The organism is Clostridium fermenticellae (genome assembly GCF_003600355.1).
Classification (GTDB): domain Bacteria; phylum Bacillota; class Clostridia; order Clostridiales; family Clostridiaceae; genus Clostridium_AV; species Clostridium_AV fermenticellae.
In genome coordinates this window covers 1,913,865-1,926,461 of sequence record NZ_CP032416.1, presented here as the reverse complement: position 1 = coordinate 1,926,461, position 12,597 = coordinate 1,913,865, and the positions used below count along the sequence as shown (strand labels likewise).

Annotated in this window: 14 protein-coding genes; 13 read left to right on the top strand and 1 reads right to left on the bottom strand. The window is 33.1% G+C overall.

All coding sequences use genetic code 11. From position 1 onward, the window contains the following. Positions 1–70: 70 nt before the first annotated feature. Together D4Z93_RS08995 and D4Z93_RS08990 are read left to right on the top strand one after the other, a co-directional pair. Positions 71–709 carry a GntR family transcriptional regulator gene (locus D4Z93_RS08995; RefSeq protein ID WP_162920285.1) on the top strand — a complete coding sequence of 213 codons (639 nt, stop codon included), beginning with the start codon at positions 71–73 and terminating at the stop codon, positions 707–709. Between the two features lie 17 nt (positions 710–726). Then, complete coding sequence (locus D4Z93_RS08990; RefSeq protein ID WP_119972754.1) at positions 727–1,608, top strand: LysR family transcriptional regulator; 882 nt, start codon at positions 727–729, stop codon at positions 1,606–1,608. A gap of 65 nt (positions 1,609–1,673) precedes the next feature. Here the strand turns inward: D4Z93_RS08990 and D4Z93_RS08985 are convergent, their stop codons facing one another. Then, positions 1,674–2,258, bottom strand: coding sequence for a TetR/AcrR family transcriptional regulator C-terminal domain-containing protein (locus D4Z93_RS08985; RefSeq protein WP_162920284.1), 585 nt, complete (start codon positions 2,256–2,258; stop codon positions 1,674–1,676). A gap of 81 nt (positions 2,259–2,339) precedes the next feature. Between D4Z93_RS08985 and D4Z93_RS08980 the strand changes: the two genes are divergently transcribed. From D4Z93_RS08980 to D4Z93_RS08930, 11 genes are all read left to right on the top strand, one after another. Next, positions 2,340–2,555, top strand: a complete 216-nt coding sequence (locus D4Z93_RS08980; protein WP_162920283.1) for a hypothetical protein — start codon at positions 2,340–2,342, stop codon at positions 2,553–2,555. Between the two features lie 162 nt (positions 2,556–2,717). Continuing rightward, positions 2,718–4,067, top strand: coding sequence for an LVIVD repeat-containing protein (locus D4Z93_RS08975; protein WP_119972747.1), 1,350 nt, complete (start codon positions 2,718–2,720; stop codon positions 4,065–4,067). Between the two features lie 160 nt (positions 4,068–4,227). After that, positions 4,228–5,088 carry an acetyl-CoA hydrolase gene (locus D4Z93_RS08970; protein WP_119972745.1) on the top strand — a complete coding sequence of 287 codons (861 nt, stop codon included), beginning with the start codon at positions 4,228–4,230 and terminating at the stop codon, positions 5,086–5,088. Between the two features lie 90 nt (positions 5,089–5,178). Further along, positions 5,179–6,114: an NAD(P)H-dependent oxidoreductase gene (locus tag D4Z93_RS08965; RefSeq protein WP_119972742.1), complete on the top strand. Its 936-nt coding sequence runs from the start codon at positions 5,179–5,181 to the stop codon at positions 6,112–6,114. A gap of 135 nt (positions 6,115–6,249) precedes the next feature. Beyond that, positions 6,250–6,753 (top strand): DUF1097 domain-containing protein, encoded by a 504-nt coding sequence (locus D4Z93_RS08960; protein ID WP_119972740.1) that lies wholly within the window; start codon positions 6,250–6,252, stop codon positions 6,751–6,753. Positions 6,754–6,811: 58 nt separating this feature from the next. Further along, on the top strand, positions 6,812–8,680 hold the full coding sequence (locus D4Z93_RS08955; protein ID WP_119972737.1) for a sigma 54-interacting transcriptional regulator: 1,869 nt from the start codon (positions 6,812–6,814) through the stop codon (positions 8,678–8,680). Positions 8,681–8,830: 150 nt separating this feature from the next. Beyond that, on the top strand, positions 8,831–9,736 hold the full coding sequence (locus D4Z93_RS08950) for a bifunctional enoyl-CoA hydratase/phosphate acetyltransferase (RefSeq protein ID WP_119972735.1): 906 nt from the start codon (positions 8,831–8,833) through the stop codon (positions 9,734–9,736). A gap of 47 nt (positions 9,737–9,783) precedes the next feature. Beyond that, on the top strand, positions 9,784–10,476 hold the full coding sequence (locus D4Z93_RS08945; RefSeq protein WP_119972732.1) for a nucleotide-binding protein: 693 nt from the start codon (positions 9,784–9,786) through the stop codon (positions 10,474–10,476). 60 nt (positions 10,477–10,536) lie between these two features. Beyond that, the gene (locus tag D4Z93_RS08940; RefSeq protein ID WP_199798387.1) at positions 10,537–10,740 is read left to right on the top strand and encodes a 4Fe-4S binding protein; all 204 of its coding nucleotides are present in this window, start codon (positions 10,537–10,539) and stop codon (positions 10,738–10,740) included. Positions 10,741–10,760: 20 nt separating this feature from the next. Beyond that, positions 10,761–11,849 carry a 3-methyl-2-oxobutanoate dehydrogenase subunit VorB gene (vorB, locus tag D4Z93_RS08935; protein ID WP_119972726.1) on the top strand — a complete coding sequence of 363 codons (1,089 nt, stop codon included), beginning with the start codon at positions 10,761–10,763 and terminating at the stop codon, positions 11,847–11,849. Between the two features lie 3 nt (positions 11,850–11,852). Further along, positions 11,853–12,590 carry a thiamine pyrophosphate-dependent enzyme gene (locus D4Z93_RS08930; protein ID WP_119972724.1) on the top strand — a complete coding sequence of 246 codons (738 nt, stop codon included), beginning with the start codon at positions 11,853–11,855 and terminating at the stop codon, positions 12,588–12,590. The last annotated feature ends 7 nt before the right edge of the window (positions 12,591–12,597 follow it).

The following is a 12,597-nucleotide window of genomic DNA, read 5'->3' as shown; positions in this document are numbered from 1 at the left end:
TATATTATATCTTATAAGATATAATATGGATAATACTATAATTATATATAGATCTGAGGTGGAGAATAAAATGGGAGCTTTGGTAAAACGGTCTCTTGTGGACCAGATATATGTTCAAATTAGAGATGATATTATTGAACAAGTAATTCCCTGGGGGATGAGATTAAATGTTAATGAACTTCAGGATAAATTTGGAGTGAGCAGTACACCAATAAGAGAAGCCTTAAATAGATTACAGAAAGAAGGTCTTATTGAATATAAGAACAATATAGGAGCTAATGTAATTAGTATAGGAGAAAGGGATATTATTGAAATTCAAGAAGTTGCCTCAACGCTGGATTGTGCCGCTATAAGGTATTCCATGGAAAAGGGTAAAATTGATGAGATGGCAGAGGAATTATTATATAATATTAAATGTTTCAGAGAGTCTGACAATGAAATAAAGCGTGCAGAAAGTATAGAACAATTTTCAAGAGTTTTTTATAAATATGCAGAAAATTCTAGACTTATCGATATGTCAAAATTAATAAAGGGACAGCAAAGTATGCTAAGAAGTGCATACCGTAAAGAAAAAGAAGGTTCTACTAGTATTGAAAATCACGTTAAAATATATAATTCTGTACTTAAAAAAGATGTTAATAGTGCCATGACATTTATGGAACAAGAATATAAAGAAGCAACAGAGATTTTACTGAATTATCTTAAGTAATTTTATGGGGTGATATAGTGAATGATACTCAAGTTAAATGTTTTTTGGAGATTGCCTATGAAGAAAGTTTTACAAAGGCAGCTAATAATTTATACATAACACAACCCGCTATAAGCAGGTATATGTCAGCCTTTGAAAAAGAACTTGGAATACCTTTGTTTAATAGGACAAATAAGCATATTAAATTAACTGCAGCGGGAGAGGTATGCTATGATTTTTTTCGCAGATTTCAGTTAGAATTTGAAAATACAATGGAAAAAGCCCATTCTTTAAATTGTAAAAAGCAAGGTACTATAAGATTAGGATACATTGTAGGATGGAGTATTTCATCATTTTTACCTAATATTTTAGAAAAATTCTCAAAGGAGTTTCCTGATATTTCAGTTTCGGTAGAATCTTTAGAAATAAATGAACTCATAAAAGCACTGAATACTAATAATTTGGATGTAATATTAACTTTAGATAATTCTTTGGATGGTATTAAGGATATTAATAAACAAAAAGTAGTTAAGATCCAAAAATTGATTTTGTATTCTAAATTTCAAAAGCTGCCTAAAAAACAAAATTTAACGCCATATGATTTTAAGGATGAGACTTTCTATGTTATAGATAATCAGGAGGCACATAATGCGGAATTAGAAATTCGTAATTATTGTAAGTCATATGGATTTGTACCGCATTTAAAGTTATTGCCCAATATGGAATCCATATTTGCATCTGTGGAAAATGGATTGGGTGTAACATTTTTTGATACATGGGGGAAAAATATAATAAATGCACCATACTTTAAATATGTTCTACTGGATTCTAATCATGAAGTGAGCATGGCATGGAATAAAAATAATAAAAGCGAAGTTGTGCGTATGTTAGTTAATGAGTTTATACGCAATATAAAATAATCCATATTAGTTTTGATATGGATTAGAAATGGTTGCAGGAAAATCAAATGGAATTAATCAGTTTATTATTTTATAAGATGACTTTGCAATGCAGAGGATACTTTCATAACAATTTCAGTAAAATTTTCTGGACTTTCCACAAATCCTTTTCTTATCCAGGTATCTATGAGACTTGTAATTGTTCCAATAATTGCAGACATAGCATAATCCACTGGAATAGAAAAATTATCTGACAGCTGTTTCTCTTTGTAAATCTCAAGAACCAACTGATTTAATTTATTATGGAAGGTAGTATCTCCATCGTTGCCATACAGCATCATAAAGATCTCTCCATTTTTATACATATACTTAAGCATATTACTTAGATAATTGGAGAGTGTTGTGTTATCAATCTTATGGTTAAGAATCTGTTCTACAGGAGCCTTATGCATATTCTCCGATATAGAGTTTAATAGCTTCTGCTCTAATTGCTCAAGGAGATCATATTTATCAAGATAGTGTGCGTAAAAGGTACTGCGGTTTACTTTTGCATCCGCAATCAGTTCTTTTACCGTAATTTTTGAAAAACCTTCTTTTTTCATCAGTTTTATAAAAGCCTTCTGAATGGCATTCTTTGATTTTTGAATTCGTATATCTTCTGTTTTACTCATTATGACCTCCATTTCAAATAGAAAATCGTTGGTTGTATTACGAAACTGATGTCTGACGGAACAGACACCAAGATTGTGGGAATGCACCAGTTCAAGCAAAGTTCGGATGGAATTAAAGTAAAATTGGGTGTGTTTGTACCAGAAGCTGCTCCGAAAGAAATTATTGAAGGACATAAATGGCATCTAATGGTGGAGTTCCAAAATGTTTTAGAAGCAGCAGTACAGGAAAAACCGAATGCAATCCAGAAAGCAGCACTTGGATTGGCAATCAAGAAAATGAAAAGCAGTTGGAAATAATAGCAGTTAAGAAAACCTGAATCCATATCAGTTTTGATATGGATTATTTTATATTTTAGGCATTGTACTTATGCTTTTATATCTGATATTATTTTAGTAAAGATAAATCTTGCAAGATATATCTTATAAGATTTGCAAAATTTATAAAATTGGAGGCACTTTATGAATACAAGAAACGAAATGTTATGTAAGAACATTGAATTTATAGGTTATGATGATATGAATGGAAAACCAGGATTTCAAATGGCTATGCAAAGGTCTGGCAACAAATACTATATTTATACAGCTTCATTTAGACACAATGGATGGAATATAATTGATGTTACTGATCCAGCACATCCAAGAAATGTTAAGTGGTTGGAAGGTCCATGGTTATCAGAGGATTTACATGATGGTCAGGGTACACCGAAGATTCAAATTGCTGATGGAATCATGGTTACAGCACATGGTGGAACAATGAAGGAATTACATGGAACAGAGATTGGTTTACCATTCTGGGGAGGAATAATGATCTGGGATGTAAAGATGGATCCTGAAAATCCAATTTTATTATCCAAGTTTGAATGTAAAGGTGGTGCCGGAGTACACAGATTCTTCTACAATGGCGGAAGATATGTATACGTAACTGGAAGTGCAGAAGGATTTAATGGATTTATTTTAAGAATAGTAGATATTCAAGATCCTAAAAACCCTGTAGAAGTTGGAAGATGGTGGGCTGATGAACAATTTCTGAACAATAAAATATCATTAGGCAGTGCGCGTTATGGATCAGCAGAAGCATTATCTTCACCATTCCTTCATGCATGTGTTGTTAAAGATGATATTGTTTACATGGCGTATGCAAATAAGGGATTTATTATGCTAGATGTAAAAGATAAAACAAATCCTAAAATGTTAAACTGCCTTCCACTTAATCCACCATTTGGAGGAGGATCGGCAGGAGCACCAATTCATTCTGTTTTACCATTAGGAGATAGACCTTATGTAGTGGTTACATCAGAAGGAGAAAGATCAAGATATTTCAGCAATGAAACAACAGAAGGATTATTTAAGAAAATTGTAACTCAACCTATGAATATGCTCGGTATAGTAGAAATTACAGATGTGAGTAATCCAAGTCTTATTTCAATTTTCCCATATCCTGAAGTGCCTGAAGGATATACTCATGGCACAAACTTCAATATTGTTGAAGGAGTTCGTGTTCCTTTCGGACCTCACAATATATTTGATGCATTTGGTCAAGATATTTATGAGAAACGTGACGACAGAGTTTACTGCTGTCATTTTAATGCCGGACTTCGCATTTACGATGTAAGTGACCCTTATGTACCAAAAGAAATAGCATATTTCCTTCCGCCAGATCCAAAGAAGGACTTATTCAATAATGCAGAAGGGAACTTAGTACCTGGAGCAAGAGTTGCAATAACAGAAGATGTTTTGGTTGATGACCGTGGATATATATATATAGACACATATATGGATGGATTATATATATTACGATGCACTGTTTAATTTGATGTTTGCTAAAATAGAAGTTTGTTAATGAAATGGTATTTATAGTAGTAGGATTAGATAATTTCTATATCATATTATTATAAATGTTATGCCTTAATTAACATTATAAAAAGTAAACGATTAAAAATAAATTAATAACTGAAAGAGGGAACTATAAATGTCAATTGAATTTAAGCCTATGAGAAGCCTTATTTATGTAGATGTTGTAAAAGAAGACTACAGACATATGTTAAAGCATTGGCTTTACTATCATCATATACCAGATAGTATTTCACAGTTTGGACCATATGTAACTAAATATGCATTTTATCCTGCGCTGCCAACACCGCCAGATGGAGAAAGATTTGGAACTCACAGGATGCAGTTAACAGAGCATTACTGGCTAGTTAATCCATTGACACCTGAATTTAAAAATAAAACTATGACTGAATATTTCCCGGTTGATGTATTAAAATGGCAGGGCAATGTTCCAGATGATAATGAAGTGGCAATCCTTGAAGGTAAGGAAACAGAGAAAGTGGAATCAGGAGATGCTGCAAGATCAACAGGTGGCGATAATGGTATGCCTCCATTTATCTGGGCTTTTGTACCTATTTCTTGGGAAGAAGATTTAAAGGGTGAAGGAAGAAGTATGGAAGATGGACCTAATTATCGTTGGCAGTTTGTAATGAAATATCCAGATGGTGTACCTATGGAAGAAGGGGACAAGTGGTTTTATAAAGAAGTTATACCAAAGTTTCAAGATTCTCCAGATGTAACAAGAATTTTAACAAGTAAGATTATACAAAACATTAACGACTGTCCATATCAAAGGATAGTTGAAATGTGGTTTAATTGTCCTTCAGGCTGGCATAGAGCTGCAGTAGAAAAAGCAAGGGAGATAAAAAAACCATCCTGGGCTAAATATGATGAATTCCCTTATTTAAAACCTAAATTTGAAATTTCAAGTTTATTCTTAACGGATATTGCTGAAAGTGATAATTATACTCAGTACCGTGGATTTATTCCTATGCGTTAAAAGTAACTTACAATGAAAATTATATTGTATGTAATTAAAAATATGAATATATAAAAAATTTTTATACTGATCAAATATTGGAGGTTAAAAATGAAAGTTTTAGGTATTTCAGGAGGAACAAAGAACGGTAATAATGATGCTATGTGCAGAGAAGCCCTTATGGGTGCAAAAGAGGCAGGGGCAGAAGTTGGATTTATCCGTCTTATGGATTTGGATATTAAACACTGTATTGGATGTACAGCTTGTGTCCAAGCACTTATGTCGGGAAAAGGGAATATGTGTGTTTTAAAAGATGATTTTGATTGGCTGCTTGACAAAATGTTAGATGCAGATGGAATAGTTGTGGCACTTCCAATCTTTGAAAAAGGTGTGCCTGGAATTTTTCAAACAATTACAGATCGTTTTGGACCAAGAATGGATAGGGGAAACAATGTAATAGCAGCTAAAATTGCCAAGGAAAGAGGTGGAAAAGCCCCAGATCCAAGAATATTAAAGGATAAAGTTATTTCATACATGGGAATTGGTGGTTCTGATTGGACTACAAAGTTTCAGTGTGGAGCAGCAATGCAGGCTTTAACTCCAATGTGGAAGGTTATTAATAATGAAACATTTCCATGGTCTTCTGATATTATTATAGATGATGAAAGAGTTGCAAGAGTTCATCAAATAGGAATCAATATTGCAAATGCAGCAAAAGATATTGCAAATGCTTCTTATCAAGGAGAAGAAGGCGTTTGCCCACATTGTCATTCTAGAAACTTTTTCTTAGATGAAGGGTCTACACATGCTATTTGCGAATTATGTGGCATAGAGGGTGACATTAAAATTGTAGATGGCAAAGTGAAATTTGAATTTCAAGAAAAACAATTAGAACATGCGCATGACACTTTATCTGGAAAATTCAAGCATGGAGATGATATTGGAAAAACTATATCTACAATTGCAGATATGAAAAAATCTGATAAGTATAGAAGGCATCTGGAAAGTTATAATAACTTTATTACAGGAACAATTCCGGAGAGATAAAAGTTAAATATTGAAAAATACTGTGAATTCACATAAAAGGTTTAGTGTCATTTAAAAATTTTAGTCTAATAGGCTGTTACGATAACTAGTGTAACAGCCTATTAGACTATTGGACTTTAAGGGGAGATGTACTTTATGAACAAAAGAAAATCAAGTATTTTAACATTAGCTTTAGGAATAGCACTGTTGCCTTCAATATGGGCAGTAATAAGCCCTTATTTTGGGATTACTACAGGTGCTGTAGCATTGATTTGTGCTGGAATTTTTGTTGCAAATGGGAATAAAATAGAAGATGGTGTTAGAATATCTATAGGTTTTTTACTAGGAGATTTATGGGGGTGTATAGCACTTAAAATAATTAATATGGTAAAGTTAAATGAAAATATTAAGTTATTCTGTGCTTTATTTATTTTGGGAGGACTAGCAGTAATTATTGCTAGTACTAAATTGAAAAAAATAATATTCCTGCCAGCATGGTTATCTGGATGGGCAATAACTTTATTGCTTATGTCTCCGCTAAATATGAATTGGGGAACTTTACCCATTCAAATAGGAATATCCATGCTAATGGGGATATGGTATGTAGGTGTAGGTGTGTTGAAGTTTCAAAATTTACTGATTATAATGATAAAAAAATAATTCAATAAGCTGAGAAGTGTAAAGGAACTTTCAGTTTTAATTTTTAGGGAGAATATGTATGATAAAAAAAATAGGATTTATTGCTTCGGATGAAAAATTGAAGGATATTGTTGTACATTTATTTAGAAAAGAAGTTGAACAAGGAGAAATAATCATAGAGATATTAGATCCTGATAATATGAAATCACAGGGAAAAATACTTGAAAGCAGAGGAGCAAATGCTATTATAGCAAGAAGCGGAGGATATCGGCATACTGTAGGTACGGTTAATGTGCCAGTTATAAATTTAAAAATAAGTACGCTGGATATTTTGTATGCAGTAAAAAGAGCCAGCAAGTATAAAAAAGATATAGTTATTGTTATATCTGATTTAGAGTATTTTAGTTATGATGATTGGAAGGATGTTATTCGCGAGAATATTATAATTGAAAAATTTGAGGATAAGGATAACATAGAGTGCATAATTAATAAATATAAGGAAATAAGAGATGAGGTTGTAATAGTTGGTGGTGGTATTCCTTGTATTTACGCTGAAAATTTAGGGATAGATAATGTTTCTATAGGTGCAAGTAATGAATCCATTTGTGATGCGATTGAACATGCAAAGCAGCTGGTGGATAGCTTGTATGAACAAAATTATAGAAATGAAGTGTTAAATACGATTTTAGACGGTGTACATGATGCAGTTATTGCTATAGACAAAAGTGGAAAAATTATATTATACAATGAAAGAGCACGGGAATTATTAAAGAAGTCTAGGACCGATGTTATGGAAAAAAGTATTGAAACAGTCTGCCCTGAACTTATTTTTATGATGGGTGTTTTAAATAGTGGGGTTAATCAATATAATAAAATACAAAACTTGCCTGACATAGTTATTACAGCTAATACATCTGTGTTAAAGATAGATGGACAAACTCATGGCGTTCTTTGCTCTTTTCAGGATATCACTAAGCTTCAAAATCTAGAAAAAAAGATAAGATATGAATTAAATAAAAAAGGTCTTGTTGCTAGGTATAAATTTGAAAACATCATTGCAAATGATCCAATAATGAAAAATACAGTATCAAAGGCTATTAAAATAGGGTTAGATGACAGTACTGTCATGATTTATGGTGAAAGCGGTACAGGTAAAGAAATGTTTGCCCAGAGTATTCATAATATAAGCAGCAGAAAAAAGGAACCTTTTGTGGCCATTAACTGTGCGGCAATTTCTGAAAGTCTTCTGGAAAGTGAATTATTTGGTTATGAAGAAGGAGCATTTACAGGTGCAAGAAAAGGTGGAAAACCAGGATTGTTTGAACTTGCCCATGGAGGAACTATATTTTTAGATGAAATAAATAGCATGTCTTTAAATCTTCAAGCAAAACTTTTGCGTGTTTTGGAAGAAAAAGAAGTTATGAGAATAGGATCAGATTATGTTATTCCCCTGGATGTAAGAATTATTGCAGCTGCTAATGAAAATTTAGAAGGAAAAATTAAAAATGGGACATTTAGAAGTGATTTATTTTATAGATTGAGTACTTTAGAATTGCACATATCACCCCTTAGAGAAAGGAAGGAAGATATAATTCCTCTATTCATGCATTATCTCACGACATTATCAAAAAAAGCTTGCGATTTTAAACTTGAGAGTAAAATTGAAAAAAAGATAATGAATTATTCATGGCCGGGAAATGTAAGGGAGTTAAGAAATATTGTTCAAAGGTACTTGATTTTCCATGAAGTAGATTTGGATGAAAATGAAATTTTAGAAAATAATAGTGAATTAGTTAGCGATGAAAATGTATTGGATTTAAAACAAATTAATAAATTTGTGGAAGAGAAGGTAATACAAATGCTGGAGAATAGCGGAATGTCAAAGAATGAAATTGCAAAAAAACTAGGTATAAGTAGAACGGCATTATGGAGAAAAGTAAAATCTTAATATAGATAACGTAAACAAAATGAAACATGAAGTTAATTTACTGAAACAATAAAATAAAAACATTTACACAAAAGCAGGCTTTAGGCCTGCTTTCTTATTTTGGCATGAAAATTGCTTATATAAATTATTGGCTATATAAGGAGGGGTAAAATGATATTTAAAAATTTTGAAGAATTGATTAGAAAAGTTCAAAACTCAGGATCAAAAAAAATAGTAGCAGTAGTGTCAGGACAGGATAAACATACTTTGCAAGCTGTATTTAAAGCTAGAGGCGATAATATAGCAGAACCTGTATTGATAGGAAATAAAACAAAAATAAATGAAATATTAAATGATTTAAAAGAAGATTTAGATGATAGTTTTATTATTGATGCAGAGAATGGTGCTGCAGCGGCAGCAAAAGCAGTAGAACTTGTTAATAGCAATAAAGCAGATTTTATAATGAAGGGTAAAATTCAAACTGCCGATCTTTTAAAGGCAGTGGTAAATAAAGAAAACGGACTTAGAACGGGGAAGGTTATGTCCCATTTTGTTATTAATGAAATACCTAATTATCACAAATTACTAGTAACTACCGATGGTGGAATGATGATGTATCCAAATGTGGATGAGAAAAAGCAAATTATTGAAAATGCTGTTAGTACGCTCATAGATATGGGATATGAAAAACCAAAAGTTGCAGTTTTAGCAGCTGTTGAAAAGGTTAATCCTAAAATGCCTGAATCTGTTGATGCAGGTCTATTAAAAGAAATGAATCAAAAAGGAGAAATAAAAAATTGTATTGTCGAGGGGCCTATATCTTATGACTTGACTATGAGTAAAGAGTCAGCAGAAATAAAAGGATACAGTAGTCCTGTAGTAGGTGATGCAGATGTTTTAATTTTTCCAAACATTACTGCTGGAAATATACTTGGAAAAGCTCTAATTTGCTCTGCAGGTGGGAAGATGGCTGGCCTTATAGTTGGAGCTAAAGTTCCTATTGTTTTGACTTCTAGAGGATCTTCAGCTGAAGAAAAATATCTATCACTAGTACTATCTGCATCAGCTGCCAGGTAATGAATTGTGTAAAGTGGAATGAGGAAAATAATTAAAGGAGGCCGCTTATGAATGGTGATTATAAAAGATTCATAATAAATAAATCAAATTTTATTTTTGTTGGTGAGGCTGGAAGCGGCAAAAGTGAGATTGCAATAAATTTTGCAAAATCCCTTGCTCGTCTTAATGAGAAACCAGTACATTTTTTTGACATGGATATGACCAAACCATTGTTTAGATCCAGAGATGTAAAAACAGAGCTTGAGGAAATTGGTATTATATTTCACCATGAAGAACAGTTTTTTGATGCGCCAACGGTTGTAGGCGGCGTCAACCTTTTACTAAAGGATGAAAATTGCTATGTAATTATGGATATTGGTGGGAATGACATAGGTGCACGTGCTATAGGGGGATTTGCTCCTAAAGTAAATCAGGATAATACAATTGTGTATTATGTGCTGAATGTATACAGGCCTTGGTCAGATAATTTAAACCATATTGATGAAACACTCTCATCAATACTTCAAATATCTCATATTAAACTAGATAAAGTGCACATAATAAGTAATCCTAACAATGGGATTTCCACGACAGCAGAAGAAGTATTAGAAGGAAATTTAAAAACGGTTGAAATGCTTGGATCACTGATGAATATAGATTTTACCTGTGTTAGTGATGCGTTATATGAGAACGTAAAAGCTAAAACAGATGTTCCCTTGATGCCTATTCATTTATATCTGACATATCCATGGAACCAATAATTTGTGATAAGTTTTTGATTAAAAAGGATTGATTAACTATGAAAGGAGAGTTTTATAAAAATGGCAAAGGTAGAAATTAGATCAGAAAGCTGTAAGAGTTGTCAATATTGTATTAAGTTTTGCCCTAGGGGCGTACTTTCTGTAGGACATGAAGTAAATTCAAAGGGCTATGAGTATGTAGTACCGGTTAATATGGATGCTTGTATCGGATGCTGTATGTGTGCAAGAATGTGTCCGGATGCAGCAATTGAAGTGTATAAATAATTAAAAGGAGGAAAAGAAAAATGTCTAGAGTATTTATGAAAGGCTGCGAAGCTATTGCAGAAGCAGCTGTTAGAGCCGGCTGTAGATTTTTCGCCGGATATCCTATTACACCACAGAATGAAATTCCAGAATATTTTTCAAGAAGATTTCCTGAAGTGGGAGGAAATTTCGTACAAGGTGAAAGCGAAGTTGCTTCTGTAAACATGGTTTATGGTGCTGCTTCAACAGGAACAAGAGCGATGACATCATCATCGAGTTGTGGTATATCACTAAAAAGTGAAGGAATTTCATATTGTGCATCAGCACGTATACCAATGGTGTATGCCAATATATCACGTGGAGGTCCTGGTGTAGGCTCCATTCAACCAGCCCAGCAGGATTATCTTCAAGCAACAAAAGCTTCAGGTAATGGTGGATTTGAAATGTTAGTATTTGCTCCATCTACAGTTCAGGAGGCTGTTGATTTAACGTACAAAGCATTTGATTATGCACAAAGAGACAAAAACCCTGTTTTAATTCTTTGTGATGGTGTTATTGGAACAATGATGGAACCAGTTGTGCTGCCTGAAATGAAAACGGATGAAGAGGTTACTGCTTTAAAAGAAGCTAACAAAGACTGGGCTTGTATAGGTCATAAATTAGACTATAAGAATAGATCATGGATTCAACCAGGTCAATGGTTAACAAGTAAAATGCAGAGTGTAAATGAAGAAGCTGCTGCTTTATATGATTCATGGGAAAAAGATGTACAAGTAGAAGAATATATGGTAGAAGACGCAGAGATTGTTATTGCAGCTTATGGTATTTCAGCTCGTGTATCAAAATCAGTTGTTGATATTCTTCGCAGAGAGGGTATCAAAGTTGGATTAATAAGACCAATTACTGTAAATCCTTTTCCATATAAGACATTTGATAATATCAATTATGATGTGTGTAAAGTTGTTATTGATGTTGAAATGTCTATTCCAGCTCAGTTTTTACATGATGTGGAAAAAGGCGTTAAAGAGCGCTGCCCAATTGATACATGTCTGTGTTCAGGCGGCAACATTATGAGCCGTGAAGCTGTTATTAAAACTATTAAAAAATGGATAAAAACTAGGAGGGGATAGAAGATGGAAGAAGTTTATGCAAGAACAAAAACAATTCAAGAAGATAAAGTTTCCGGTTTCTGCCCGGGATGTATGCATAGTACAGTTATTAAATTAATAGGTGAAGTTTTAGAAGAAATGAATCTTGCTCAAAAAGCTGCCTGTGTTCTTGGTATCGGATGTTGTGGACTTCATATGGATTACATTGCATATGACACTATAACTGCTCCTCATGGACGTGCTTGTGCAGTTGCAACAGGTATTAAAAGAGCAAATTCAGATACATTGGTTTATACGTATCAGGGAGATGGCGATTTTGCTTCTATCGGACTTGCTGAATCAGTTTCAGCGGCAAATCGTGGTGAAAATATTACTGTCATTTTCATAAACAATGGTATTTATGGTATGACAGGAGGTCAGATGGCACCTACTACATTAATGGGTATGAAAGCAAGTACAGCTCCTAAAGGACGTATAGCTGAAGAACATGGCTATCCAATGCATATGTGCGAAATATTAAATCAGCTTACAGCTCCAGCATATTTAGAACGTACAAGCTGTAATACTCCGGGAAATGTAATTAAGACTAAAAATGCAATCAGAAAAGCTTTTGAGAATCAGTTAAATGGTAAAGGATTTTCAATGGTTGAAATCATAACAAGCTGCCCAACAAACTGGGGACTTGAACCACTGGATGCACTTGAATTTATTGATAAAAAAATGATTCCAGAATATCCATTAGGGGTAATAAGAGATAAATAATAAGGAG